The organism is Paenibacillus alba (assembly GCF_013204855.1).
Taxonomy (GTDB): domain Bacteria; phylum Bacillota; class Bacilli; order Paenibacillales; family NBRC-103111; genus Paenibacillus_E; species Paenibacillus_E alba.
This window is the reverse complement of the sequence record NZ_JABMKZ010000011.1, coordinates 67,943-93,588: the sequence shown is the minus strand read 5'-3', so window position 1 is coordinate 93,588 and position 25,646 is coordinate 67,943. Positions and strand designations below refer to the sequence as shown.

General features: G+C 47.2%; 25 protein-coding genes. 20 read left to right on the top strand and 5 right to left on the bottom strand.

What is annotated here, in order from left to right; all coding sequences use genetic code 11:
• Positions 1-124: 124 nt before the first annotated feature.
• The 6 genes from HQN90_RS15995 (at position 125) to HQN90_RS15970 (ending at position 6,967) form a co-directional block, all read left to right on the top strand.
• Positions 125-1,717: an ATP-binding protein gene (locus HQN90_RS15995; protein WP_173220394.1), complete on the top strand. Its 1,593-nt coding sequence runs from the start codon at positions 125-127 to the stop codon at positions 1,715-1,717.
• Between the two features lie 130 nt (positions 1,718-1,847).
• Positions 1,848-2,693 (top strand): STM4015 family protein, encoded by an 846-nt coding sequence (locus HQN90_RS15990; RefSeq protein WP_173220392.1) that lies wholly within the window; start codon positions 1,848-1,850, stop codon positions 2,691-2,693.
• A 12-nt stretch (positions 2,694-2,705) separates the two neighbouring features.
• Positions 2,706-3,959 (top strand): STM4014 family protein, encoded by a 1,254-nt coding sequence (locus HQN90_RS15985; protein ID WP_246362477.1) that lies wholly within the window; start codon positions 2,706-2,708, stop codon positions 3,957-3,959.
• On the top strand, positions 3,956-4,744 hold the full coding sequence (locus HQN90_RS15980; RefSeq protein WP_173220388.1) for an STM4013/SEN3800 family hydrolase: 789 nt from the start codon (positions 3,956-3,958) through the stop codon (positions 4,742-4,744). Before HQN90_RS15985 ends, HQN90_RS15980 begins: the two co-directional genes overlap by 4 nt.
• A gap of 16 nt (positions 4,745-4,760) precedes the next feature.
• Positions 4,761-6,110 carry an STM4012 family radical SAM protein gene (locus HQN90_RS15975; protein WP_173220386.1) on the top strand — a complete coding sequence of 450 codons (1,350 nt, stop codon included), beginning with the start codon at positions 4,761-4,763 and terminating at the stop codon, positions 6,108-6,110.
• On the top strand, positions 6,107-6,967 hold the full coding sequence (locus HQN90_RS15970; RefSeq protein ID WP_173220384.1) for an STM4011 family radical SAM protein: 861 nt from the start codon (positions 6,107-6,109) through the stop codon (positions 6,965-6,967). The genes HQN90_RS15975 and HQN90_RS15970 overlap by 4 nt, the downstream gene beginning before the upstream one ends.
• A gap of 64 nt (positions 6,968-7,031) precedes the next feature.
• Here the strand turns inward: HQN90_RS15970 and HQN90_RS15965 are convergent, their stop codons facing one another.
• Both HQN90_RS15965 and HQN90_RS15960 read right to left on the bottom strand, forming a co-directional pair.
• Positions 7,032-7,625: a class I SAM-dependent methyltransferase gene (locus tag HQN90_RS15965; RefSeq protein ID WP_173220382.1), complete on the bottom strand. Its 594-nt coding sequence runs from the start codon at positions 7,623-7,625 to the stop codon at positions 7,032-7,034.
• A 13-nt stretch (positions 7,626-7,638) separates the two neighbouring features.
• A complete protein-coding gene (locus HQN90_RS15960) occupies positions 7,639-8,304 on the bottom strand; it encodes a class I SAM-dependent methyltransferase (protein WP_173220380.1) in 666 nt (221 codons plus the stop codon).
• Between the two features lie 511 nt (positions 8,305-8,815).
• Here HQN90_RS15960 and thrS point away from each other — a divergent pair.
• Together thrS and HQN90_RS15950 are read left to right on the top strand one after the other, a co-directional pair.
• A complete protein-coding gene (thrS, locus tag HQN90_RS15955) occupies positions 8,816-10,750 on the top strand; it encodes a threonine--tRNA ligase (RefSeq protein WP_173220378.1) in 1,935 nt (644 codons plus the stop codon).
• A 138-nt stretch (positions 10,751-10,888) separates the two neighbouring features.
• Positions 10,889-11,557: an NAD(P)H-dependent oxidoreductase gene (locus tag HQN90_RS15950; protein WP_173220586.1), complete on the top strand. Its 669-nt coding sequence runs from the start codon at positions 10,889-10,891 to the stop codon at positions 11,555-11,557.
• A 327-nt stretch (positions 11,558-11,884) separates the two neighbouring features.
• Here the strand turns inward: HQN90_RS15950 and HQN90_RS15945 are convergent, their stop codons facing one another.
• The gene (locus HQN90_RS15945; RefSeq protein WP_173220376.1) at positions 11,885-12,901 is read right to left on the bottom strand and encodes an NADP-dependent oxidoreductase; all 1,017 of its coding nucleotides are present in this window, start codon (positions 12,899-12,901) and stop codon (positions 11,885-11,887) included.
• 169 nt (positions 12,902-13,070) lie between these two features.
• Positions 13,071-13,391, bottom strand: a complete 321-nt coding sequence (locus HQN90_RS15940) for an ArsR/SmtB family transcription factor (RefSeq protein ID WP_173220374.1) — start codon at positions 13,389-13,391, stop codon at positions 13,071-13,073.
• A gap of 154 nt (positions 13,392-13,545) precedes the next feature.
• On the opposite strand from HQN90_RS15940, the gene HQN90_RS15935 reads away from it, so the two are divergent.
• The 7 genes from HQN90_RS15935 to HQN90_RS15905 all read left to right on the top strand — a co-directional run bounded on the left by HQN90_RS15935 (position 13,546) and on the right by HQN90_RS15905 (position 20,199).
• Positions 13,546-14,100, top strand: coding sequence for a GNAT family N-acetyltransferase (locus HQN90_RS15935; RefSeq protein WP_173220372.1), 555 nt, complete (start codon positions 13,546-13,548; stop codon positions 14,098-14,100).
• Positions 14,101-14,662: 562 nt separating this feature from the next.
• Positions 14,663-15,493 (top strand): sugar phosphate isomerase/epimerase family protein, encoded by an 831-nt coding sequence (locus tag HQN90_RS15930; RefSeq protein WP_173220370.1) that lies wholly within the window; start codon positions 14,663-14,665, stop codon positions 15,491-15,493.
• A 212-nt stretch (positions 15,494-15,705) separates the two neighbouring features.
• Positions 15,706-16,482: an ABC transporter ATP-binding protein gene (locus HQN90_RS15925; protein WP_173220368.1), complete on the top strand. Its 777-nt coding sequence runs from the start codon at positions 15,706-15,708 to the stop codon at positions 16,480-16,482.
• 20 nt (positions 16,483-16,502) lie between these two features.
• A complete protein-coding gene (locus HQN90_RS15920; protein ID WP_173220366.1) occupies positions 16,503-17,351 on the top strand; it encodes an ABC transporter permease in 849 nt (282 codons plus the stop codon).
• Between the two features lie 27 nt (positions 17,352-17,378).
• Positions 17,379-18,233, top strand: a complete 855-nt coding sequence (locus tag HQN90_RS15915) for an ABC transporter permease (RefSeq protein ID WP_173220364.1) — start codon at positions 17,379-17,381, stop codon at positions 18,231-18,233.
• A gap of 29 nt (positions 18,234-18,262) precedes the next feature.
• Positions 18,263-19,861 (top strand): FAD-dependent oxidoreductase, encoded by a 1,599-nt coding sequence (locus HQN90_RS15910; RefSeq protein WP_173220362.1) that lies wholly within the window; start codon positions 18,263-18,265, stop codon positions 19,859-19,861.
• Complete coding sequence (locus HQN90_RS15905; RefSeq protein WP_173220360.1) at positions 19,858-20,199, top strand: 4Fe-4S dicluster domain-containing protein; 342 nt, start codon at positions 19,858-19,860, stop codon at positions 20,197-20,199. The genes HQN90_RS15910 and HQN90_RS15905 overlap by 4 nt, the downstream gene beginning before the upstream one ends.
• Before the next feature lie 26 nt (positions 20,200-20,225).
• Here HQN90_RS15905 and HQN90_RS15900 read toward each other — a convergent pair whose 3' ends face one another.
• Positions 20,226-20,669, bottom strand: coding sequence for a MarR family winged helix-turn-helix transcriptional regulator (locus tag HQN90_RS15900; RefSeq protein ID WP_173220358.1), 444 nt, complete (start codon positions 20,667-20,669; stop codon positions 20,226-20,228).
• A gap of 348 nt (positions 20,670-21,017) precedes the next feature.
• Between HQN90_RS15900 and HQN90_RS15895 the strand changes: the two genes are divergently transcribed.
• The 5 genes from HQN90_RS15895 (at position 21,018) to HQN90_RS39625 (ending at position 25,646) form a co-directional block, all read left to right on the top strand.
• The gene (locus HQN90_RS15895) at positions 21,018-22,622 is read left to right on the top strand and encodes an FAD-dependent oxidoreductase (RefSeq protein WP_173220356.1); all 1,605 of its coding nucleotides are present in this window, start codon (positions 21,018-21,020) and stop codon (positions 22,620-22,622) included.
• Entirely contained in the window at positions 22,619-22,954 is a 336-nt protein-coding gene (locus HQN90_RS15890) for a 4Fe-4S dicluster domain-containing protein (protein ID WP_079413057.1), read from the top strand. Before HQN90_RS15895 ends, HQN90_RS15890 begins: the two co-directional genes overlap by 4 nt.
• A 36-nt stretch (positions 22,955-22,990) precedes the next feature.
• Positions 22,991-24,034, top strand: a complete 1,044-nt coding sequence (locus HQN90_RS15885) for an ABC transporter substrate-binding protein (RefSeq protein WP_246362473.1) — start codon at positions 22,991-22,993, stop codon at positions 24,032-24,034.
• Positions 24,035-24,072: 38 nt separating this feature from the next.
• The gene (locus HQN90_RS15880; protein WP_173220354.1) at positions 24,073-24,684 is read left to right on the top strand and encodes a nitroreductase family protein; all 612 of its coding nucleotides are present in this window, start codon (positions 24,073-24,075) and stop codon (positions 24,682-24,684) included.
• Between the two features lie 158 nt (positions 24,685-24,842).
• A complete protein-coding gene (locus HQN90_RS39625; protein WP_173220352.1) occupies positions 24,843-25,646 on the top strand; it encodes a nicotianamine synthase family protein in 804 nt (267 codons plus the stop codon).

Below are 25,646 nucleotides of genomic sequence, written 5' to 3'. Positions count from 1 at the left end.
CTCGCATTATACAACTATCTACCATATTTAGTAAAGTGTTTGATTACATAAGTCATGATAAAACACAAAATGGGTGTGTCCATATATATGAGACACGATTGTCATTAAATTAGAGGAGAAGGATATGAACGAATGGATTGAATTATCTCGTCAGAGGTGCAGACAACGGGGGCTCGATCCCACTCAAATATCGCAGCCAGTGTTTCAATTATCGGAGATGGAATTATTGGAGGAGAGAGAAAGATATCATGATATTCTTTCCGTTATTCAATACTTTGCAGACAAAACATTGTCGATGTTATCCGGAAAACCGCACTTAATCATTGTAAGCAACAATAGTGGATATATTTTAGATCGGCACGGTGATCAAGCGTATAAATCGATGGTAGCTGAGTTCGGCATACATGATGGCATTAAGTGTGATGAAGCGTTTATGGGGACGAATGTTGTGACTTTAGCTCTTGAAGAACAGATGCCGATCCAGATTATTGGAGCCGAACATTATCATGTCTTGCTGGAGAATGCTGCCTGCTATTGTGTCCCGTTTTATTTCCCAATCTACCATGATCTGTCTGGAACGGTTTCCATCATGACATCGGTTGAACATCATAATCATACCTATCTTGCTTTGCTTTCCAATATGGTGGATTCCATCGAAAGAGAACTGTCGCTGCGCTTGACGAATCATAATCAGAATCTCATTCAACAGTTGGTCGTCAATAACATGCGCAATGGCATTATCATGACCGATGAGCGTGGTATCATTACCGAATTTAACGCATATGCAGAGAAAATAACGGGCAGAAATCGGGAAAGTGTCATTCATACTCCTGTATTTCCTTTTGAACATTTTGGAAGCTATTTTTATCAAGGCCTTAAATACGGCAAGCAATTCGAAAATATTGAGCTTTCGTTTCGCTATTCGCTTGACCAGAATTATGTCTGTTTGTTTGATTTGTTGCCAATAACGAATGAAAATGGTGAGTTGCTGGGAGCTTTTGCACAGTTTCGTGACATTACGGATCGTGTCATTTTGGAAAGACAATTCATCAATGCGGAAAAATTTTCTGCAATCGGTAAAATGGCAGCAGGCTTGGCTCATGAGATCAGGAATCCATTAACTTCAATTATTGGTTTCTTTCAGCTGCTGCAGCAATCTAATAACCCGCAGAAGTTTCAGAACTATGTAGGCTTAATTAATACAGAGCTGCAGAATATGAAGCAGTTGGTGTCTGATTTTGTCGTTATGGCTAAGCCGAGTACGCCGGAGCGAAAAGCCATTCCTATTAAAGAATTCCTGCAGGATACCATTCGTTTTATGGACAGCCAAGCTATTTTGAAAAACACTTCGATTCGTGCGAACTTCGATGAGGAGTTAACTGTTGCTTGGATTGATCCTGCGCAGGTCAAACAAGTCTTGGTCAACCTCATTCAAAATGCCATCGATTCCATTGAAAAAAATGGATTTATTCAGCTCTCCACGGAGCAGGACACGAATCGATCTCATTTTAAAATTATCATTGAAGATAATGGCGTGGGCATGACGAAAGAAGAACTCGCCCAGATTGTTAATCCCTTCTTTACAACCAAAGAGAACGGCGTTGGGCTTGGGTTATCCATTTGTTATCGAATCGTTGAAAATCATAAAGGAAACATGACGGCTACTTCTCGAAAAGGAATCGGAACACGGTTTGAAGTGACCTTACCGTTAAGCTAAGTTATGGAAATTCATGCCGAGTGATTGGGCAGCTGGGATGCTTCTCAAAAGTTGCATCCTTTTTTTGACATCGTATATAGTTAGATTAGGCACTTATTGTAGCAAATAATGGGTATTGGAGTGAATTTGAATGTCTGAAATTAAGCTCTCGATTGATTATGAACAGTATGAGGAAGGCATTAAGATGAAAGATCTACTGGAGGAGCTGGCCAATAAACCGGAAGGTGCGGAATTAACTAGCCTTATCATAGGGGATTGGGGAGGTTCTTACGAAAATGATTCCAGTGAAATCGTGGAAACTTTGACACGGTTGAAAGATCGTTTCCCACGCCTTCGCAAGCTGTTCATCGGGGATATGGGCTTCGAAGAATGTGAAGTCTCCTGGATCATGCAAAGCAACTTGTCTCCCCTATTAACGGCTTATCCGGAATTGGAATCCTTTACGATCAAAGGCAGCACAGGGCTTGAGCTAGAGCCAGCCAAACATGCCAAGCTGCAAGAACTTGCCATCATCTGCGGAGGACTAGGCAAGCATGTTCTTGCCAGTATTAGTCAAGCGGATTTCCCTAAGCTGAAGAAATTAGAGCTTTATCTGGGTGTCGACCAGTATGGATTTGATGGCGGCTTGTCAGACGTTTTAGCAGTAATTGAGCCTGGGAAATTCCCGGAATTAACGTATTTAGGGTTGAAAAACAGCGAAATAGAAGATGACATTGCCATTGCACTGGCGGATGCTCCCATTCTGGACCAGCTCCACACCCTGGATTTATCACTGGGTACCTTAACAGATAAAGGAGCAGAAGCACTTCTGAACAGCGCTAAGGTCCAAAACCTGAAGTTCCTCAACCTGAGCTATCATTATATGTCCGATAACATGATGAATCGCTGGGCGAACGCTGGCATTGAGGTGGATACAAGCGAACAACAGGATGCGGATGATGAAGAAGATTATCGTTACCCGCTTCTTACCGAGTAGAATATGGTCCCTATGTTGTTAATCGGCAACCCGGGAAATCGGCGCACAGCCGGCTTGCAAGCAGCGAGGGCTCGTTTGGGACTTCCGCCGGCTGTTGTCGTTCCTTATCTGGCTCTGCTGCAAGGTCTGTTGTCGCTGGCTGAAGTGGCGCAATGGACAGAGCTTCGCGGTTGCTCAGCACCATACGTCAGATTGGATGCGCCAGGTGAGGATTTTGATGTGGAGCGCGCCTTGATAGCATTAGGCGCGCCGGATCGTTCTGCCTCTGCGGAGGAAGAACGATTGCTGCCTTTTGGCGCACGCTGTGATCCGGATCCTTGGTCCAGTTCGATGGCTCTGGGAATTAAGGAACAGGTCGGCCGACTGTATCACCCCGCGCAATGGTTTCGCGGCTTCGGTCGCCTGCTTGCGCGGATTGAAAGCGAAGCAGCCGAGCTGTGGCCAGCCGCGCGCTGGGTGAATGCGCCGAAAGACATTGCGGCCATGTTTGACAAACGATACACCCATCAAATACTGACTGCTGCCGGCGTGCCCGTTCCGCGCTTATTGGCTGAACCTGATCGCATCCGAAATTATGAGGAGCTTAAGGAAACGATGATGCAGAAGCGGATGCATCGCGTGTTCGTTAAACTCGCTTTCGGCTCGGGGGCTTGCGGAGTTGTCGCTTATCAGCTTAACTCGTTGACAGGTGCGGAATTAGCTGTCACCACTTTAGGTGTTGAGACTTATGTAGCGCGACCGCCGATTTTCTTTAACTCGATGAAGATACGCAAATACGCGGATCAAACAACGATCCGTCTGATTGTGAACTGGCTGCTTAAGCAAGGAGCTCATACGGAGCAGTGGATTGCCAAAGCATCCTTTCAAGACAGAACCTACGATATCCGCCAATTAGTCGTTTCAGGCGAGCCTTGTCATCGTGTCGCTAGGGTTAGCCAGACACCGATAACAAATTTGCATTTGCGCAGTGAACGGATGAGTTTGGAGGCCGTGGGATTAGATAAGCGGCTGCAAACGACTATTGGTGATTGTGCAGTGAAGGCACTTGCTGCATTTCCGTCAGCTGCAGTAGCTGGTGTTGATGTGCTGCTCAGCAGTGGCTCGATGCAGCCCTATGTCATTGATGTAAATCCGTTTGGCGACTTACTTTATAAGGTCTTGCATCAGGGGGAAGACGCCTACACGTGGGAATTAATGAAGACAGAGGTGGAGCCACATACAGCAGCAGCGGCAAGGGAAGTGTTGAGAGAGGAGGAGTTGGCATGACAGATATGAATGCAATCATCGGCTCTCATGATATCGTGATGATCACTTTGGATACCTTGCGTTATGATGCTGCTGTACTTGAAGAGCCGAATTGCCCGAACCTGTGCGGCAGCGGATCTTGGGAAAAGAGGCATACCCCTGGGAGCTTCACCTACGCAGCACATCATGCTTTCTTCGGGGGATTTCTGCCCACGCCCGCTTCGCCAAACAAATCCGAGCATGAGCGGCTGTTTCATTCCAAGCATACCGGACTCAGGACACATCCGCATACGTGGTTATTTGACGCACCTGATCTCGTTTCTGGGCTGCAAGGTGAAGGCTATCGGACTATTTGTATCGGAGGCGTTATTTTTTTTACGAAAAAAGTACCGCTTGCCCGCGTATTGCCTAGCTACTTTCAACAGAGCTATTGGCGGATGACGTTCGGCGTAACGAATCCGCGCTCAACGGAGCACCAAGTGAATCATGCCTTGAAGCTGCTGACGCAGATGGATGAAACGGAACGTCTTTTTCTATTCTTGAATGTGTCCGCGATTCATGGACCCAACCATTATTATATAGACGGAGCCAAAAGAGATTCCATCGAGACGCAGCGCGCGGCCTTAAGGTATGTAGATGGAGAATTAGGACGTTTATTCGCGGCATTGCGGCAGCGTGAGCGACCGGTGTTCTGCCTCGTATTTTCGGATCATGGGACTTGCTATGGCGAAGATGGCTATGAGGGACATCGGCTTGCCCATGAAGCCGTATGGAATGTGCCTTATCGCGAGTTTATTTTAGCTTAGAGGATGTGAAACGAAGATGACTTCAAGAGACCACACAACAAGCCTTCGAAGCTGGAGTGAGAATTTGCGTTCAGAGCCTTATCGCTCTTATTTATACAGTTATCCGCACAAAACGGCCTACCGTGAGCTTGAGCCCAAAGCGCAGCTATCCGAACTATGGCGCAATGAGCCGGCAGAAACCTTGTTCTTGTACATGCACATTCCCTTCTGTGGAGCTCGCTGCGGTTTCTGCAATTTATTTACGCTGCCGGATAAACGTACTGGGGTGCATCAGCAGTATGTCGATGCGCTGGAAAGGCAAGCGCGCGAATGGGCTCCCATCGTTGCGAATAAGCCATTCGCCCGCTTTGCCATCGGCGGCGGAACGCCAACCTTGCTGGAGCCCTATCTCCTCGAACGGCTATTCACGATAGCCGAAGAAATCATGGGGCTTGACGCTCAGCAGGCATCCATTTCGGTGGAAACCTCGCCGGAAACCGTCACAGAGGAGAGACTGCGAATCTTGCATGAGCATCGCGTGGATCGGGTCAGCATGGGCATTCAAAGCTTCATAGAAGAGGAAGCGACAGCCATTTACCGCCCACAGAAGCCTTTGGAAGTGGAGAGAGCATTAGCATTATTGAAAAGAGAGCCATTTCCCATCTTAAATCTGGATCTCATTTATGGGCTGCCAGGCCAAAACGTACAATCCTGGCTGTATTCGCTTGAACGCGCACTTGCCTATGAGCCGGAAGAAATTTTCATTTATCCCTTATATACGCGTGAACAAACGATCGTAAAACCTGAGCAGATTCGCCGCAGTGGAGAGGATGTTCGTATGGCCTGTTATTTGGCCGCGCGTGACCGTTTGCGCGGTGCGGGCTATCAGCAGCATTCCATGCGTCGGTTCTCGAAGCCATCGGCCAACGCTGCTAAACAGCTGCTTCCATATGGATGTCAAGAGGATGGGATGGTAGGCTTAGGCTGTGGGGCGCGCTCTTATACGCGTGAGCTTCATTACGCGTCTCGTTATGCGGTAGATCGTCAAGCGACGGCTAGCATTATCGCGGATTATGTCGCGGCTAAGCAACATGATACTGCGGATTATGGCTACATGCTTAATCTCGAAGAACAGCAGCGGCGGTTTATTCTTAAAGCAATCTTACACAGCGAGGGCTTGGAGCTGTCTTCCTATACGGAACGCTTCGGAAGCGAGGCGTTGACCGATTATTCGGAGCTTCATCGCCTGCTAGATACAGGTCTGGCGCTGCAATCGGAGGATTTGTTCCAACTCACGGAGGAAGGTTTAGCCTATTCGGATGCTATCGGGGACTGGTTTATTTCGCCTGCGGTTAGAGAGCGGATGGAAGGATTCGTGTTTGTATGAGGGCAACACTTTATTACAGAGGCAGCATCTCCTCTTGTAATTATGATTGCCCGTATTGTCCTTTCAGCAAAAACAAGGACAATGCGCAGACGCTGGCTAAGGACCGCCTTCAGGTCGGCACATTCGTGAACTGGGTGAAAGATCAAGAGCAGGAGGGGCATCGTCTTTCGCTCTTTTTTAACCCTTATGGCGAAGGATTGACACATCGTTGGTACCGCGAAGCCATGATTGAACTTTCTCACATGGCACATGTTGACAAAGTGGCCATTCAAACGAATTTGTCCGCCAAGCTGGATTGGACAGATGATTTGAACCCGCACAAAGCGGCATTCTGGGCAAGCTATCATCCCGGACAAACGGAAGAAGCCAAATTCTTGCAGCAATGTCTCGCTTTGCATAAGCGTGCCATTCCTTTCAGTGTAGGCTCTGTGGGTGTTAGAAGCGCCTTCGCGGCACTGTCTTCGCTGAGACGTATTTTGCCTGCTGATGTGTATATGTGGGTCAATGCGTTTAAAGATCACAAAAACTATTACACTGACGATGATATTGATTTTCTAACCCGTTTAGATCCGCATTTCAATCGAAATGCAGTCGACTACGAGAGCTTTGGCAGAGATTGCTTGGCGGGCGAAGATGTTTTTTATGTGCAGGGAGCAGGGCTGGTTAAGCGTTGTTATAAGGATCGGTCCGTGATCGGGCACCTGTATCGAGATGGGTTAACGGCGTTGTCCGCCAAACGCGCATGTCGCATGAGCATTTGCGATTGTTATATAGGTTATATCCATATGCCGGAGCTGGAGCTGCAAAGTGTTTATGGGAGTCGGCTGTTAGAGCGAATTGCTGGAGATGAGAGATAAATGAGTAAAGCCAAGTTTCTTCCTGTTACCAGGAGGACCTTGGCTTTATTTGATCTTCCTAAGATCACTTTTTCTTCAGCATTATGAAGTGAGATGAGGACAGCTCGGGGTACTTCTGAGGGATAACATGGCTGATTGAGAAATCGGAATGCTGCATCAAATGATGCAAAATAGGACGGTCTTGAATGGTCGCGACCTCTTGCGGCTCGAGTCCGGTTGTTATTTTGGTATACAGGATGACCCATTTCTTGGCGCTCTCAAAAATGTTGGACAAGGTGGAGAGAAAATCTTCCTCATCGGTAATATGGTACAGCACATCGAGGCATACAACCAAATCTGCTTGAATAAATCCGCGGTTTACAAGTAAACCAGGCTTATAGAGCATGAAGCTTTTGGTCGTATCTTCCTTGAACTTCTCTTTGCACAAGCGAATGGAGGATTGAGCAACGTCCAGTCCTAAATAGGTTGAATACGACATCGTCAGCAGCTGATTGCCATCGCCGCAACCGAACTCGATGACGGATTCAATCTGGTGCTCTTGAATAAAATCATTGATGATTTGCGACTTGAATTCTGCTAATAAGCCATAAGAGCCGCTGCCTGAGTCTCCGCCATGGCTGTAATTATCGTTCCAGAACTCGATGTAATCGAAGGACATCCGGATGGTCTCCTTATTTATGGATTTTTTTCCTTAATACTGCGCGAAAACAATAAAGCCCACCCCATAGATCGGTATGGAGCGCATCAGACGGAAGGTCAAAGGAGGGAGCGGAGTAGAAGCTCAAGCCAGCCTCAAGGACCAGCTGATGAAACATTTCCAATTGAATGGTTGGGTAATCCAAAGTGAGCAGAAGCATACCGTCATCTTTAAGCGTTCGATTAAATTCCTTCAAAGCCAGAAGCATATCGGCGGAATTCAAGTGCTCGACGACAGAAATGCAAAAGATTTTGTCGAAAAAATGGTCGGCATAAGGCAGTTCCGTAAGGCTTGCTTGGCAAAGCTGCAGTGGTGAAGATTGAAATAGGCTTACCTTGGCGGCAGCTTCTTCACTAACGTCCGAACGCACGGATTCCAAAATATCGCTCGCTGCGTTCACTCGAGGATCTAGATCGCAGGCATAAGCCTGCTTACATTGTTCAGCCAGCACAAATTTGAAAGGATGCGGAATTCCGCAAGCTGCGTCTAAAGCGATATCGTTGGAGTCGATGAAGGAGGCGCACCAAGCATATTCATAAGGTCGACTCCACCAAGTATCAGGCAACTGGAAAACGAACTCATGCAGGGATGGATCAGAAGCGTTAATAAATCTGGATTCCAGCAAAGAAGCGGACTTCATCCAAAGCCCTCCTTTTCAATGTGGATACTTATTCGTTGCGCTTGCAATCAACTGCCACCTTAATGTTATGCGTGATTGTGAGCGGCTAGAAGGAAAGGGCACGGGAAGTGAGCAATTTTTTCACTTGACATTTGGAGTAATTATTCAGTAAGATGGGAAACATAATTCAATAATAGGCAATGACCAAAGACATGATTTCCTTCACGAACTGTTCAGAGAGAGAAGTTAAGGCTGAAAGCTTCTCCGGTAACCGGTTGTGAAATTACCCCTTTGCAGCCGTGATGTTGAACCCGTGAACGTCCTTTACGGCAGTAAGCAGCACCGATTTATCCTCGATACCGGATACTGATAAGGACCTTTCAGCTGCTCATTTGATGATGAATCAAAGTGTGACATGCTGCAGGTCGAATTTGGGTGGAACCACGAGCTGAACGCACTCGTCCCTTTCTGGGAGAGATGCGTTTTTTTGCGTTCAAAATAATCGGAATATGAGGGAAATGGAGGTCATATCATGGAGATCAATGTCACACTGCCAGATGGAACAAGTAGGAGGTACCCGCAAGGAACGACATTCGAACAGGTAGCGGAATCGATCAGCTCAGGTTTGAAGAAGAATGCGGTAGCGGCGAAACGGAACGGAAAGTTGGTTGACTTGAACCAACCTATTGAGCAGGATAGTCATATCGAAATTGTTACTCTAGACAGCAAAGATGGATTAAATGTCTACCGACACACAACTGCTCATATTATGGCGCAAGCCATCAAGCGGATTTACGGAAACAAGGCGGTTAAGCTGGGCATTGGCCCCGTGATCGAAGACGGGTTCTATTATGACATGGATTTGGAAAGACCCCTATCGACGGACGAGCTTGAGAAGATTGAGAAAGAGATGGAGAAAGTGATCCAAGAAAACATCCCGATCGTTCGACGGGTCGTTAGTCGTGCTGAAGCGATTCAAACTTTTGAGGATTTAGAGGACCCCTTCAAGTTGGAGCTGATTCGCGACTTGCCCGAGGATGCCCAAATTACGATTTATGATCAAGGCGAATTTTATGACTTGTGCCGCGGTCCGCATCTTCCTTCAACTGGCAGAGTGAAGGCGTTCAAGCTGATGAGCGTAGCAGGAGCGTACTGGCGTGGAGATTCATCGAACAAAATGCTGCAGCGGATCTATGGCACGTCCTTTCCCAAGAAAGCGCAGCTGGAAGAGCATCTGCATGTGCTCGAAGAAGCAAAGAAGCGGGATCACCGCAAACTGGGCAAAGAGCTTGAGTTGTTTATGTTTTCTGAGGAAGCGCCAGGCATGCCGTTTTTTCTTCCCAAAGGGATGACGATCCGAACAGAACTGGAGAACTTCGCCCGTGAGTTGCAGCGGCAGCGGGATTATGATGAAGTGCGTACGCCGCTTATGATGAACAACAGGGTCTGGGAGCAATCAGGCCACTGGGATCATTACAAAGATAACATGTACTTCACTCAAGTAGATGAAACGAAATTCGCGCTTAAACCGATGAATTGCCCCGGTCATATGCTTATCTTCAAAAACAGCTTACATTCCTATCGGGAGCTGCCGATCCGCCTTTCGGAATTTGGCCAAGTACACCGTCACGAGTTCTCTGGGGCCTTAAATGGCATGATGCGAGTTCGTACATTTTGTCAGGATGATGCCCATCTATTTGTACTTCCAGAGCAAATTGAGGAGGAAATTGGACGGATCATTACCTTGATCGACCATGTCTATCAGGTGTTGGGCTTTGAATATAAAATCGAGCTGTCTACACGTCCCGAAGATTCAATGGGCTCAGAAGAACTTTGGGATCAAGCCGAGAAGTCTCTGCAAAATGTGCTCGATAACCTAGGCATCCAGTATGTGATCAATGAGGGGGATGGCGCTTTCTATGGCCCCAAAATTGATTTCCACATCTTAGATGCATTGAAACGCAGCTGGCAGTGCGGTACCATCCAATTGGATTTCCAAATGCCGGAGAAATTCGACCTTACCTACATTGGCGAGGATAACCAAAAGCACAGGCCGGTCGTCATTCATCGTGCTTTGTACGGTTCGATTGAACGTTTTATTGGTATTTTAACTGAGCATTTTGCGGGAGCATTTCCATTATGGCTGTCACCTGTGCAAGCGAAAATATTGCCTGTCTCTGAGAATTATCTCGATTATGCGCTGCAGGTGAAAAGCCAATTAGAGAAAGCTGGCATCCGCGTCGAAGTTGATGGGCGCAATGAGAAACTCGGGTATAAAATTCGGGAGGCTCAACTTGAGAAAGCACCGTACATGCTCGTTCTCGGAGAGACGGAGAAGAACTCGGACAGCGTGTCTGTGCGCAAGCGTGGAGGCATTGATCTTGGTACGATGAAGATTGCGGAGATCATTGAGCGTATGACGAATGATATTCATGCGAAGTTAAGCGATGACATGCATAAATCATAACCAAAGCAGCGAAATGCATAAATCATAACCAAAGCGTTCCATACTAAAGCTTAGACTTGTGACACAAGAGGCTTGACCCGTTTGTATAACGAGGGGGGCCTCTTGCAAGTCACAGTTTGCAGGGATGGAGATGATACTATCAAGAATAAACTGCTCGTAATTAATGCGCATCCAAAAGTAGAATCTACAACTTCTTTTAGCTTACAGGTGCTTAGTCATTTTTTAGAGGTATATAAAGAACAAAACCCGACAGAGCCCATTGAACAAATTAATCTTTATGATGATCAAGTCCCCGCTGTTGACGCAACTGTTCTAAGTGCCTGGGAGAAGCTGGCCAAAGGCATAGGCAAAGGTGAACCCTTAACAGAGAATGAAGCAGTAGTAACAGGCCGGATGACAGAAGTGTTGAGTCAGTTCAAAAGCGCCAACAAATATGTGATCGCGCTGCCGCTGCATAATTTCAACATTCCTTCCAAGCTAAAAGATTACATGGATAATATTCTCATCGCACACGAAACCTTTCAATACACGGATGCAGGCTCTGTTGGACTATTAACTGACGGCAGAAGCGTCCTTGTCATCCAAGGCAGCGGCGGCGTTTACACGAATGACGACTGGTACACAGAAGTCGAATACTCACATAAGTATCTTAAATCGATGTTTAATTTCATGGGACTTGAGGATTATCAAATTATTCGAGCACAAGGCACTGCTTTCCTGAACAAAGATGATATCCTGAAACATGCGAAAGAAGAAGCGGCAAGAGCAGCTACCAAATTGTCCGCAGTAACTTCTTACCTGGCATAAACTGGCCGTTCTGCTTATACTTTTGAGCGCTAGCTCCAGTCACTTTCTCAAAACCTGCAATTATGCATCTTTTTTGCTCTTGGGATAGCCTTAATTATTAAATTCCTGCGATTGTGCAGGCTTTTGAGGCTTTTTCTGGATGAGCGGCTCGAAAAGATAAAAATACCTGCACAATCGCAGGCATTTCCACTTTTCAGCTCGATTTGGTATGAAATTCCTGCATTTTCGCAGGTTTTTGCATTCAGGTGACCTGAAGACGATCATCTATCGACGCTTACGTACTAAACTTGGCTTATGGAACAGTCTTCTTAGAATTTAGGAGGGGTTTTACTGGGTAAGAGAGGGCTTTATTTGAACGACTACCTTTCCTTTGGCACTTCCACTTTCAAGATATTGAAGCGCTAGCCCGGCATCTTTGAATGTAAATTCCTTATCAATAACAGGCTTAATGCGATTTTCTTCCATAAATTCTTTGATGATCTTTAATTGCGCTCCGCTTGGTTTCATAAAAAGGAAATGATAGCTCGTGCGGGTTTTCTTCTCAAGAGCTGTGATTTTACGGCTCACGATGGACAAAATGGCCGTCTTCATCCAACCTAATTTAGCTTCTTTTCCGAATCTTGCGTTCGGAAGGCCGGAGATGGATACTATTTTTCCGTTTGGCTTCAGCACCTGGAAAGATTTCTCCAAAACTTGTCCTCCTAAAGTATCGAACACCGCATCATAGCCCGTGAGATGTTCTTCAAAATTCTCTTTTTTATAATTAATGATTAGGTCGGCGCCTAGAGATTTGACCAAATCGTAACCTTTATCGCTTGCTGTAGTGGCAACATAAGCTCCCATTAATTTGGCCAATTGGATAGCGAAGGTGCCTACGCCGCCTGATCCTGCGTGAATCAAGATTTTCTGGCCTTTTTGAAGATTCAAAATATCGGAAAAGGCTTGGTATGTGGTAAGTCCAACCAATGGGATGGATGCCGCTTCTTCAAAGGTTAAGTTCCGCGGCTTCAGCGAAATATCTTCCTCATGTATAGCAATATATTCGGCCAGTGTCCCAATCCTGTCTTTGCGGGGTCTTCCGTAGACTTCATCTCCAGGTTTAAATGCGCTAACCCGGCTTCCTGCCTTAACCACAACGCCAGAAAAATCATTGCCTAAGATTAAGGGCATCTTATACGTTAGTAGAAATTTTGCTTTTCCTTCTTTGATTTTAAAATCGATAGGATTTAAGCTGGCTGCATAAATTTCAACGAGCACATCATATTCTCCGATGTTAGGCGTTGGTCTTTCAGTCATAAGTAAGGGAACATTTTTACCGTATTTCTCAATGACCATGGCTTTCATTCCTATCACTCCTGTTATGATTATTGGTTTAAACTTATGGACGAATAGGTCGCAAAAGTTTCCTGTGTATACTTAAACTGACGGGGGGCGTTGAATCCGAATTAGTCATTTATGATAAGCCCAGTGAAATAATGGCTAATCGGACAACACATGTAAGCAACCTTGCTGGTCAAGATTTGGTGCACTGGGCTTCAATGGCGGCAATTAATGCCTTGAGTTGTTCAAGAGGTTTGCTGACAGTCAGCACATAATAGTTTTCTACGCTCTTTTTTTCAAAATTAACAAAGCCAGATAGTCTCAACACCTTCAAATGATGGGAAATGGCCGGCCTGGACAAATTGATGTGGTCCGCTATCGTATTGACATTAAGTCCGGATTTATGCTCTGCAAGCAGCAAAATAATAGCTTGACGGTTTTCATCTGTCAGCACATCCAGCAATGGAATACACGCTTTGAATTGTTGCAGAATAGGCTCGATTTGCTGACTCATGCCATTCACCCCTTCCGTTTATTCGTTTAAATACTTAAACTAATTATAATCAACTTGTTTATAAAATCAAGGGGGAGCGGTAGGAAATGATCGGTTTGAATTAGCAGCAGGTGAGATATAATGGGATAAAAGAGGAATAGAGGAGGGAAAATGGTTGTTACAGTATCAAACCACCTCGGAATGGAACGAGGGATTATGGCTGCAAGCAGAACGCGTTTACAACAAGGCGTTTCCAAAGCATGGCAGGAAAAATCGCTCCATCGTTCGACGCATGTTCGAAAGAGGCATCTGTACGCTGCACACATGGAGCGAGCATGAAGAAGTGATAGCCATGGCACTCACCGCAAGCAATGATGCGGCGCGTATTCTTATCATTGATTATATAGCTGTTCGACAAGATCAACGAGGCAAGGGATTAGGCCGAATAAGCCTAAGGCATATCCGAGAGTGGGCAGAAACTACGGCAAATTGCAGAGGGATAGTCATTGAAGTTGAAGCAGACCCATCCACGGAAAATGCGGAGCGAATCCGCTTCTGGGAAAGGGTCGGCTTCCATTTGACCGATTATGTGCACACATATATTTGGGTCCCCGAGACTTATCGAGCTATGTATTTGAGTTTGAATGAGCATGAACCACTACTGGATGATGGGAAGCTACTTTTTGAATATATCACGGAGTATCATGAGAAGGCTTACCGCGGGAAATGAGGGGTGAATACTTGATAAATTGTGCTTGCTGCGTGGAATATTCGGTGTGTGCTAGTTAGTGGTGCTATATGGTGGATAGGATGGAGCAGCATTAGATTCGGGCGGATAGTTGAAACTGCCGCTGTAAGGCTGTTTTTCAGCTCTATAGCGAGGATTCAGTGCGAATTTCCCGCTGTAAGGCTGAAAAACAGCCTTAACGTTGTCGTGATGCTGCTTTAGGGGCTGACATTCAAGCTGTAAGGCTGTTTTTCAGCTCTATAGCGAGGATTCAGCGCGAACTGCCCGCTGTAAGGCTGAAAAACAGCCCTACCATTGTAGTGATGCCGCTTTAGTTACTGAAATTCAAGCTGTAAGCAGGTTTATTAGCGTAACAGTGAGGATCCAACTGGAGATGTGTGATGCACATTTGCAAAGCGTGTCCCTTCTTTTCCCCGCCATTCGAGTCGTACCTCAGGCAAAAATAGCCGAATAAGAGATAAATCGGTTGTATCGAATATGGCTATAAACCTAGGCGACTGATAGAATACTAGCAAATAGAAGCAAGAAAGGATTGAAGATGACTATGCCTTATTTATCATTGACGACTTGGAGTTTACATCGAAACCTTGGACCATTGCGGTGGACCCGCTGGGACGCAGATAACCGAACGCAAGTGACGGCGGTGCAAGATCAACCGGAACTTCTCACATTGCTAGAGCTGCCGATCGTTTTGGCGGAAAAAGGGTTTAAGTCGCTGGAAGTTTGCCATTTTCATATTCCGGATACGAGTGAAGCTTACTTGAAAAAGCTGCGGCAATCGTTTGCTGATGCAGGCATTCGCTTTTACACGCTGCTAATTGAGTACGGTGATCTTACCAACACGGATGAGGCGCGTAGGCAATCCGACATCGCATGGATAAAAAGCTGGATAGATCATGCTTCCGTGGCTGGAGCAGAACGGGTTCGAGTGATTGCTGGCGATGCGGAACCTTCTGACCAGCTTGCTTTGCAGCGTTCGGCAGCAGCGCTAAGTGAGCTTGCGGATTATGCATCTGCGCGAGGCGTTAGAGTTGTTACGGAAAATTTCCACGCACTAACTTCAACGGCGGAGAATTGTCTTGCCTTGTTGGAAACTTGCGGAGAGACACTTGGATTTACTTCAGATTATGGGAATTTCAAAGGGACTACGAAGTACGATGATCTCAGCAAAACGATTCCGCATAGCGAGTCTATTCACGCGAAGGCGCAAACCGATGCGGAGGGGAATCCCGATGAAGCGGAGTTTATTCAATGTATGGAGCTGGCTAAAAATGCCGGCTATGAGGGACCTTTCACACTAGTTTACGATGGCCCTGGTGAGATGTGGGAGGGAATTGAACGAGTGAGAAAGCTTGTGGCTCCCTATTTAGAATAGTGAGATTAACGGAGTGATTTGACTCAAGCAACAACTTATATCCGATAATGCATATCGGATTATAATAATTTGTGATTGACGAGTTTTAATAAAAGATGTTAATCTATGGATAGAAATTTTCAATCCTGTGACTACCGTATGAACGGAGACGCTTCTTCCTCTATCTAGAGGAGAGTGTCTCTTTTTTTTATCCCAAAAAGGAGATGAATGCGATGACAGAGCCATTACTGCGTATCGAACATTTAAACAAGACATTCCAGTCCAGCAAAGGGGCTGTCCAAGCTTTACATCATATTCAATTGCAAGTAAAAGAAGGGGAATTTATTACCGTTATTGGACCCAGCGGCTGCGGGAAAAGCACGCTGCTTAAGATTATCGCCGGCTTGGATGTGCAGCATAACGGGGATGTTCGGCTTGGCGGTCAACCGATTAAAGGTCCGGGTATTGATAAAGGCTTCATTTTTCAAGAACCGCGATTATTTCCTTGGCTGACTGTAGAGAAAAATATTGCGGCCGACCTCTCGCTAAGGGATGGGGAAGTTCGAAGAAAAGTCGATGAACTGATTGAGCTCGTTCGCTTGGAAGGATTTCAGAAATCATTCCCCAGAGAACTTTCCGGGGGGATGGCTCAACGTGTCGCAATCGCTCGAGCGCTGCTTCGCAATCCTAAAGTTTTGCTGCTGGATGAGCCGTTTGGTGCACTGGATGCTTTTACGCGAACGCATATGCAGGAAGTGCTGATTGATATTTGGCAAAAAAATAAAACAACGATGATTTTTGTGACGCACGATATAGATGAAGCTATTTATCTGGGCAATCGTGTCGTTATCCTCAAACCGCGTCCTGGTGCAATTCGGAACATTATTCCGATTGACCTGCCGGTTCCCAGGAAAAAAACGACCACGTCTTTTCAAGAGCTGCGCTTAAAGGTGTTAAGTGAATTCGAAAAAATCGAAGAGCTGGAGCTAATCGATAGTTCCGGCATCTAGTCGGAGAGGGGGATCTCGCAATGAGCCAACAAGGTGAATTGGCAGGAGTGAATCTAGACGTGGCGCAGAAGCCAAGTTTGACGGATAAACAAATAAGATTAAAGCAACGTTTGAAACGCACATATTTGGGGGCGATTGTACCTATCGCAGTGTTGATTGCATGGCAAGTATTAGGCCAATCAGGCATTATTTCATCCTTGCTGTTTCCAACGCCGATGCGCATTATAAGTGCGGGAATTCGCTTGATTCAGACAGGTGAGCTTTATGAAAATATTAGAATCAGCGTTTTTCGTGCCCTATCAGGTTTCCTTTTGGGCGGCACTTTGGGTCTGGCCTTTGGCATTCTTGTTGGTTTATTTCGCCGAACAGAGAGGGCGCTCGATCCGACCGTTCAAATGATTCGAATGGTGCCTCACTTGGCAATTGCGCCGCTTTTTATTCTATGGTTTGGGATTGGGGAAACGGCGAAAATTCTTTTAATTGCAAAAGGTGCCTTTTTCCCGCTCTATATCAATGCATTCCTAGGCATTCGCGGTGTAGATAATAAATTGTTTGATGTGACGCGAGTACTCGGGTTCAGTAAATGGAAGCAAGTGATCCGACTAACGATCCCTGGCGCGTTACCTCATATCTTGTTAGGCGTCCGTATCTCGCTTGGCGTATCCTGGTTGGGTTTGGTCGTAGCAGAGTTGATGGGTTCTACATCGGGCATCGGCTACATGATGTCGGATGCGCGGCAATTTTCCAAAACGCCGGTTGTTTTCGTAGGCATTCTCATATTCGCCGTCTTCGGTATTGCTGCCGATTCTGCTGTAAGAGGACTTGAACGCAAATGGCTTAGCTGGCAGGACAGCTACAAAGGACATTAAGAAAATACGATGCAGGAGGGTGCGGTCATGAGCAACAGTGTTAAAGCGATAAGGCAAACACAGGGAATTGGAAATTCCGAAGGGGCGGAGCTCGGTTTTCTGCGAGTAAAATGGTTCAAAGACAAACTAAATGATATTGTCATCGGTTCTATCTTACCCTTGCTGCTTCTGGTCATATGGCAGGTATCAGGCGATTTGTCCTTATTTTCACCTGAGTTTCTGCCGACACCTTTACGCATTTTGGCTGAGTTCCAAACCTTGATCGGATCAGGCGAGCTTATCCATCACTTAGCGATTTCGCTCCAGCGAGCGGCAGTTGGCTTTTTAATTGGCGGTGCAATAGGGCTTCTTTTCGGGTTTCTTGCCGGTTTTATTCAAAAGTTTGAGTTCATGCTGGATCCCTCTTTTCAAATGCTGCGGATGATTCCTCATTTGGCCATTGCCCCTTTAATCATATTGTGGTTTGGTTTTGGGGAGGTTTCGAAAATCGTTATCATCGCGATTGGCGCCTTTTTCCCTATGTACATTTATACCTTTCTGGGGATACGCAGTGTGGATTACAAGTTGTTTGAGGTTGCTCAAGTACTCAATTTCAGCAAGGCGAAGCAGATTTTTCGCTTAATTCTTCCGGCCTCTTTGCCAGGGATTTTATTAGGCTTACGGCTGTCTGTAGCTATATCTTGGTTAGGCCTCGTCGTTGCTGAATTAATTGGCTCGCAGGAAGGGATTGGTTTTCTAATTAATTATGGCAAGCAAAACTCGAGTGCAGAGCTTATTTTTGTTGGTGTCATCATTTTTGCTATTATCGGCAAGCTAGTCGATTCATTGGTTCGTTTATTAGAAAGAAAATGGCTTAGCTGGAGAGACAGCTTCCAAGGCTAAGTCGACAGCGACATCAAGGAGGTAATCTTATGGGGAAAGCCCAGCATACAAAATGGGAAGCTGATGTTCTGGTTATTGGCGGTGGACCGGCAGGCGCATGGGCCGCCTGGAGCGCAGCCAAACAAAACGCAAAAGTCATCTTGGTTGACAAAGGATATCTGGGATCAAGCGGAGCGACCGCACCAGGCGGCACGAATCTTCTGTATCTTCCTCCAGATCCCGTGCTGCGAGAGAAAGCGGTGCAGCAGCGCTACAAGGAAAGCGGATATTTGGCTGAACCTGAGTGGATTCACCGGGTTTTGGATCAAGTTTATGAAAGCTTGGTTTTGGTGGAAAATTGGGGTTATCCATTTCGCAGAGATGAGAATGGCGTTCCGCTGCGCGATCATTTGCAAGGGCCGGAGTATATGAAGCTTATGCGCAAGCAAGTGAGTCGTGCAGGCGTGAAAATTCTAGATCAATCGCCGGCTTTGGAATTGCTGGTAGATGAGCATGGGGTTGGAGGGGCGCGGGGAATATCGCGGCTAGACGATACCGAATGGGAAGTCCGCGCCAATGCGGTTGTCATTGCAACAGGAGGCTGCGCTTTTCTAAGCAAAGGGTTAGGCTGCAATGTCCTGACTGGCGAGGGACTCTTAATGGCGAGCGAGCTGGGGGCGGAGCTGTCCGGGATGGAGTTTACTAGGCAATATGCACCAAGCACAGCTTTCGGTACGGTGACACGCGGCCGGTTGTTGAATTGGGCTACCTATACATCGGAAGATGGGACTGTCCTGCAAGCCGGCGGGCCCAGAGCAGGCGATTTCTTGCCGAGTATGCTGAGCAAAGGGCCAGTATATGCGGTGCTAAATCATGCGGATACAGAAGAAAAGCAGCAGATTTTGCGAAAATCCCATGCGATTTTCTTCCTGCCTCTGGATCGCGCTGGCATCGATCCCTTCAAAGAGCGTTTCCCGCTCACGCTTCGCTATGAGGGGACGGTGAGGGGCACGGGCGGCATTCGCCTAACGGATGAAAGCTGCGCTTCCACCGTGCCAGGTCTTTATGCCGCCGGCGATGCCGCTACCCGTGAGCGAGTCACGGGTGCCAAATCAGGGGGAGGCGCCTTCAACGCCTCCTGGGCCATTTCCTCCGGCACGTGGTCGGGTGCCGGCGCTGCGAAGCATGCGCTGGCACAGAACCGCAGCGCAGGAGAAAGAGATCTGCGACCGGCCGGCCGATACGGCCTGGTCCAAGAAGAGCCGCCGACTGGCAGCGTGCTTGATGCGGCGGCGCTCGTGAAAGCTGTCCAGCAAGAGGTGTTTCCGCTGGACATTAATTATTTCCGCAGCGAGCCCGTGCTCCGTCAATCGCTGGAGCGATTGAACGGGCTGTGGGCGAGCGTACAAGGAGCTGTGACGCCAACGGTACAGGGCCGCGTTCGCTCGCGTGAAGTCGCGGCGATGATCGCGACGGCGAGATGGATGTATACGGCAGCTCTAGAGCGAAAAGAGACGCGTGGCTTGCATATGTTCCAAGAATATCCGGAGACTGACCCCAAGCAGCAGGTCCGGCTCATTGTATCAGGTATTGATGAGATTCGAGTTCGGAAAGAAAAACCATCGACACAGGAGGTTGTTGTCCAATGATTGAATTCGTAAGCGCCGAAAGATGCGTTGGCTGCACATTGTGTGTGAAGGTGTGCCCAACGAATGTTTTTGACAAAGGAGAGGATGGGATTCCTAGCATTGCTAGACAGGAGGATTGCCAGACTTGCTTTATTTGTGAAGCCTACTGTCCGGTTGATGCGCTCTATGTAGCGCCATTCGCCGATCCGCTCGACGTTTCTCCGCAAGAGGAGGAACTCGTGGAAGCGAATCTGCTAGGCAGTTGGAGAGAAACGATAGGCTGGGGCAAAGGCCGAACGACGTTAGCTGAGCTGGATACCACGCCATTCATCGATCTCATTTTACCGCAGCGTCGGTGACTTTAATATCAATTATGTGTCTTATGTTATGTAGGGGTGTCTCTGGCAGGCAGCTTGTTAACGAGTCTATCTAAAAGCTCCACAAGCATCAGCTTCTCAGCCGGGCTGAACTGCTCGAAAGGTTCGGCTAATTTATCTTTCCATGCTTGTTCCGTCTGTTTAATGACGTCATAGCCAGCTTCTGTCAAAATAACGGTTTTGACGCGTGTATCGCTTTCACTCGTTCGGCGTACAACGAGCCCCGCTTTCTCCAAGCGATCAAGCATTTGGGACATCGTGCTTTGCTGTACATCGAGCTTAATCGCTAGTTGTCCGACTGTCTGGTTCTCTTCCGTGGAGAGATGGCGAAGCAGCAGCCATTGAACACGGGTAATCGTTCGGCTCTCAAGGCCGAAGGTTGTATACCGCAGGTAACGATTAACCGCCAAAAGCGAAGCGGCAAGCTGGTCTAAAGTATCCGATTTGTGCATTCGATTCACTCCAAAGGTTGGTTTCATATTGGGTTAATTATATAGTGCACCTATATATAATACAATCTAAAAATGGAAATAAATGCGATATTTAGTGGGGATATTGAACGAAACAAACTAATAAAACATAGTTGACGAATATAAATGGGAGTGCTACTATGGTCTTAATCTTAGTAAACAACTTGGTTTATAGATGATTCAACGAATGGCATAACCAATCGGCCAACCGTACAAACGGAGGCGTTCCTTTCATAAAGGGATGCCTCTTTTTTGTTTCATTAAGGGAGCATGATGGAACATGCACAGGATTTCAAACGGCTTCAATGAAGATATGGGGAGGCAATGAGGATGGCAAAGTTGTGGGAGGATCAAGAATTGCGGTTATCGGCAGACGTTCTAGTCATTGGAGGGGGCCCTGCGGGAACTTGGGCAGCTTTAACGGCGTCAACGAACGGCTCTAAAGTTATTCTGGTTGATAAAGGCTACTGTGGAACTAGTGGAGCAACGGCGCCATCAGGTACAGGCGTTTGGTATATTAAGCCGGATGAGAAGCTGCGTGAAGAAGCGAGGCAAAGCCGTTATTTGCTGGGCGGCAAGCTGGCGGAAGTCCCTTGGATGAATCGGGTATTGGATCGTACGTATGAGAATATGAACAAGCTGGGTACATTGGGATATCCGTTTCCCAAGGACGATATCGGTGATCCCTATAAACGCGGCTTGCAAGGACCTGAGTATATGAAGCTTATGCGTAAAGTGGTTCAAAAAGCGGGCGTTCAGATTCTGGACCACAGTCCGGTTCTTGAATTGCTGGCTGATGAGCACGGGGTTGGCGGAGCCACTGGCATAAGAACTCAAAGCGGCCAAACCTGGACCGTACATGCCGGAGCTGTCGTTATTGCGACTGGCGGCTGCGCTTTTCTGAGCAAAGCTTTAGGAACTAACGTGCTGACCGGGGATGGTTATTTATTAGCTGCTGAAGCTGGGGCGGATTTCTCGGGGATGGAATTCTCGAATGCTTATGCCATTTGTCCAACGTTTTCCTCGGTTACCAAAACAGCTTACTATCGTTACGCTTCCTTCTATTACGAAGATGGCACGATCGTTGAGGGAGCCGGTTCACAGCGCGGACGTTCCATCATTGCCCGCAACTTGCTGCAAGGACGCCAAGTCTATGCAAGCTTGGATCAAGCGCCTGAGGACATTCGTCCATTGCTGCGTGTAAATCAAACGAACTTTTTCCTGCCGTTCGATCGGCTTGGCATTGATCCATTTAAAGATAAGTTTCCGGTTACCCTTCGCTTGGAAGGTACGGTTCGCGGAACCGGCGGCATTCGTGTCATTGACGAGAAGTGCTCGACCATTGTGCCTGGCCTATATGCGGCAGGAGATGCGGCTACGCGTGAGCTCATCTGTGGAGGATTCACAGGCGGAGGCAGCCATAATGCAGCTTGGGCGATGTCATCGGGCTCATTTGCAGGAGAAGGAGCTTCCCAATTCGCACGTGAGCTTGGAGATAAAGCGGCTCGTCGTCAATTGAAAAGCGTATCTACAACGACTTTTACGAAAAGCAGCACAGGCAGCGACAAGGCGAAGTCGAGTGAAGCGATTCGAGCTGTTCAGGAAGAGGTCATGCCGTATGACCGGAATTTGTTCCGAACACAGAAAGGTCTTGAAGGCTCGCTGAATCGGCTGGATGGCTTGTGGCACGATCTTCGGGAGCGTGAAGCTACGTTGGATCTAGAGGGGGTTAGGCACAGAGAGGCAACTGCCATGACGGCAACGGCACGTTGGATGTATAACACGGCTCAAGTGCGAACGGAAACAAGAGGGATGCATAAGCGAGAGGATTTCCCGGACTTGGACAGCACGCAAGGATACCGCTTGATCAGCGGGGGGCTTGACCAAGTATGGGTTCATAAAGCGGAAGAGACGAAGGAGGCTGTTCCCCAATGATTGAGCTGGTGAGCGAATCCAAATGCATTGAATGCAATATCTGTGTTTCTGTGTGCCCTACGAATGTATTTGATAAAGGCGACAACGGCATTCCCGTCATTGCACGCCAAAGTGATTGCCAAACTTGCTTCATGTGTGAGCTGTACTGCCCTGCTGATGCCCTGTATGTGGCAGCTGATGCAGAGGGGCCAACACTCGTGAGTGAAGAGCAGCTAGATGAACATGGATTATTTGGCGGCTATCGGGAAAAAGTCGGATGGGGCCCTGGCCGCAAGCCAGTTGCCCAGCATCCTTATCTATACGAACTAGCAAAGAGAACCGCCATTGGATAAATGGACGGCGTTAACCTGAGAGGAGATTAAGTCAAAATGAGATCGAATGTGAATCAAAGAAAAAGGGGACTGTTCCACAAATTAAATGTGATCCTGCTTGCTGGTGCTATGATGGCTTCCTTAGCGGCTTGCGGCAAATCAGATGGAGGTGCCAAGCCTGCGGATGCCAGTGCGACAGCAAGCAGCGGAAGTGCCAAAGCGCAACCGCCAAGTGTTCTGAATTATGGCTACATCGGGACTAACAAGCTTAATTTTCCAGGCGGTGCAGAAGGATGGGGCTTCTACAAAGGGATTATTCAGGATGAGCTGAAGAAATACGGGATCACCGAAGTTAAGCTCGTGGCTTTCCCGAACGGACCTGACCAAAGTGAGTCGTTGATTAGCGGCAGGCTGGATTTCGGCAGCTTGGGAGACACCCCAGCGCTGCTAGCCCGCTCCACAGGAGCTAAAACGAGAGCTATTACGCAAGGGGCGACAGATAGTGTCGGCTATTTGATCGGGAAAAAAGGAGGTCCCCAAACCCTCGCCGATCTGAAAGGGAAGACCGTCGCCATTCAGAAGGGCTCTTTCATGCATCGTTATATCGCAGGATTGGTGAAGGAACAGAACATTCCCGATGTGAAATTTATCCATATGCTTCGTCCTGATGGTGAAGCTGCTCTCTCACGGGGAGAAGTGGATGCAATGACGAACAGCGCGATTTTCGCCTTAAAGCAAATTGATCAAGGGTACCCATTGATTGATGAAGCCACGAAGCATCCTAATTTAATTGGCACTAGTATTACGGTGGTGTCGGAAGAGTATCTGAAGAAGTTTCCTGATTTTCAAAAGGTATGGAATGAAGCCAGGCTGAAGGCTCTTAAGGATTTGCAAGCCAAGCCAGATGAATATTACCAATTTCTATCCCAGCTCAACGGCTTTACACCGGAGCTAAATAAGAAAGTAACTCCTATCGCAACGATCAAAGATGTTAATTTTACCGATGACGGCATTAAGCTGCTAGAGGGTACGAAGAAATTTCTGGTGGATGAAAAATTGGCCGAAAAGGATTTCGATTTGAATCAGTGGATTTTAAAATAAGACGAAGTTACTTTCTGTAACGAAAGGATTGCATACACATGACAACTACTCAAACGGGCTATCAAGCGGTGATTACGCCGGAGGTCGAAGCGCAGCGCAAGGCGGAATATCCGGTACATCCTGTTTTTCTGAATCGTTGGTCTTCTCGCGCTTTTGAAGCGAAAGAGGTAACGAATGAAACCTTATACACGATTCTCGAAGCAGCACGTTGGGCACCATCGAGCAGCAATCTTCAGCCATGGCGCTTTATTGTTGCCAAAACCGAGGAGCAAAAGCAAAAGTTTCAAACGTTTATCAAACCGAATAATCAATTATGGACCGTTCATGCGCCTGTATTAGTGCTTATCCTTTCTCACAAGCTTCGCCAAGATGGAGAGCTGAATGGCGCGCATGCTTTCGATGCGGGCGCAGCCTGGGCTTCGATTGCGTTTCAGGCGCATTTGTTAGGGCTGGCAACACGTGCTGTCGGTGGATATGAGAAGGACAAAGCACGCGAGGTGCTTCAGGTGCCAGCTGATTATGAGCTGCATGCTGTGATTGCGCTTGGCTATCGCGGGGTGCGTGAAACGTTGTCAGCTGAGTTCCAAGAGCGAGAGCAGCCGAATGGCCGCAGAGTATTGCAAGAAAGCATCATTGAAGGTTCCTTCTAACCGCATGAGGCAGTGAAAGAAGCTCTGAAATATGAATAAAAATGGTGGACAGGATGCTTCCTGCTCCGCCTTTTTTTTATTTATAAGTGCGTGCAGCTGTACTTTTCGAAGGAAATTATTGATATGCATAAGTACCGACAGTTTTAAGGAGGTGCAAAGTGCGAGGAAGTGATGAGTTCGCATACGCGTTACATCGGATGAATGAAGATATTAAACATTCGGCTTCTCGATTGGAGGCATGCAGCAATTGCTTCGAAATTTTAAAGGATAAATTAGATCGTCTGTGTGATTTTATAACCAGCATAGAAAATGTGCGGCAATGGTCTTTATGGAACCATGAACCGAATGTGCAGGAACAATCGCGGATGCTCAGAACGACAGCTGTGAAAGCTCTTTGCGATTTGGAAAAATATCAGTCAAGGCGCATACATAATGAGGAAACTCAAATAAGCGAGTATATGCAAAAACTGTCTCATTCAGTCCGAGCGGATGTAACGTGTATGCAAGTCACTGAACAGTCAAAGGTTGTGTTTATTGGGTCTGGTGCTTTGCCTTTATCCGCGCTAACGATTGCCCAAGAATCAGGAGCAGAAGTCATCTGTCTGGATATTGATTTGGAGGCTGTGGAGCTTGGGCGCCATACGGCGGCGATGTCTGGTCTTGGTTCCCGTGTTGCGTTCTCTCATAAAAGGATAAGCGAATTAGCTGTTGCGCGTGAGGCTACGCATTTCATCATTGCTTCGCTTGTTGAGAATAAGCTGGAGATACTGGAAGAACTTAAGCATGCGGCGCATCATCAAGCTAAAATTTTGATCAGATACGGAAATGGGCTGAAATCGTTATTCAATTTTCCGCTGGAGGCTGATTTATCTGAGGACTGGACGCTGGATACGCTAAGGACACAGGGGCATCTCTATGACACGATTATTTTGGAGAGAGCGATCCAACTGAAGGGCGTGTGA

Coding starts and splice junctions, on each gene's coding strand:
- HQN90_RS15995 (WP_173220394.1), top strand. CDS start 125: ATGAACGAATGGATTGAATTATCTCGTCAGAGGTGCAGACAACGGGGG.
- HQN90_RS15990 (WP_173220392.1), top strand. CDS start 1,848: ATGTCTGAAATTAAGCTCTCGATTGATTATGAACAGTATGAGGAAGGC.
- HQN90_RS15985 (WP_246362477.1), top strand. CDS start 2,706: ATGTTGTTAATCGGCAACCCGGGAAATCGGCGCACAGCCGGCTTGCAA.
- HQN90_RS15980 (WP_173220388.1), top strand. CDS start 3,956: ATGACAGATATGAATGCAATCATCGGCTCTCATGATATCGTGATGATC.
- HQN90_RS15975 (WP_173220386.1), top strand. CDS start 4,761: ATGACTTCAAGAGACCACACAACAAGCCTTCGAAGCTGGAGTGAGAAT.
- HQN90_RS15970 (WP_173220384.1), top strand. CDS start 6,107: ATGAGGGCAACACTTTATTACAGAGGCAGCATCTCCTCTTGTAATTAT.
- HQN90_RS15965 (WP_173220382.1), bottom strand. CDS start 7,625: ATGTCCTTCGATTACATCGAGTTCTGGAACGATAATTACAGCCATGGC.
- HQN90_RS15960 (WP_173220380.1), bottom strand. CDS start 8,304: ATGAAGTCCGCTTCTTTGCTGGAATCCAGATTTATTAACGCTTCTGAT.
- thrS (WP_173220378.1), top strand. CDS start 8,816: ATGGAGATCAATGTCACACTGCCAGATGGAACAAGTAGGAGGTACCCG.
- HQN90_RS15945 (WP_173220376.1), bottom strand. CDS start 12,901: ATGAAAGCCATGGTCATTGAGAAATACGGTAAAAATGTTCCCTTACTT.
- HQN90_RS15940 (WP_173220374.1), bottom strand. CDS start 13,391: ATGAGTCAGCAAATCGAGCCTATTCTGCAACAATTCAAAGCGTGTATT.
- HQN90_RS15930 (WP_173220370.1), top strand. CDS start 14,663: ATGCCTTATTTATCATTGACGACTTGGAGTTTACATCGAAACCTTGGA.
- HQN90_RS15925 (WP_173220368.1), top strand. CDS start 15,706: ATGACAGAGCCATTACTGCGTATCGAACATTTAAACAAGACATTCCAG.
- HQN90_RS15920 (WP_173220366.1), top strand. CDS start 16,503: ATGAGCCAACAAGGTGAATTGGCAGGAGTGAATCTAGACGTGGCGCAG.
- HQN90_RS15915 (WP_173220364.1), top strand. CDS start 17,379: ATGAGCAACAGTGTTAAAGCGATAAGGCAAACACAGGGAATTGGAAAT.
- HQN90_RS15910 (WP_173220362.1), top strand. CDS start 18,263: ATGGGGAAAGCCCAGCATACAAAATGGGAAGCTGATGTTCTGGTTATT.
- HQN90_RS15905 (WP_173220360.1), top strand. CDS start 19,858: ATGATTGAATTCGTAAGCGCCGAAAGATGCGTTGGCTGCACATTGTGT.
- HQN90_RS15900 (WP_173220358.1), bottom strand. CDS start 20,669: ATGCACAAATCGGATACTTTAGACCAGCTTGCCGCTTCGCTTTTGGCG.
- HQN90_RS15895 (WP_173220356.1), top strand. CDS start 21,018: ATGGCAAAGTTGTGGGAGGATCAAGAATTGCGGTTATCGGCAGACGTT.
- HQN90_RS15890 (WP_079413057.1), top strand. CDS start 22,619: ATGATTGAGCTGGTGAGCGAATCCAAATGCATTGAATGCAATATCTGT.
- HQN90_RS15885 (WP_246362473.1), top strand. CDS start 22,991: ATGAGATCGAATGTGAATCAAAGAAAAAGGGGACTGTTCCACAAATTA.
- HQN90_RS15880 (WP_173220354.1), top strand. CDS start 24,073: ATGACAACTACTCAAACGGGCTATCAAGCGGTGATTACGCCGGAGGTC.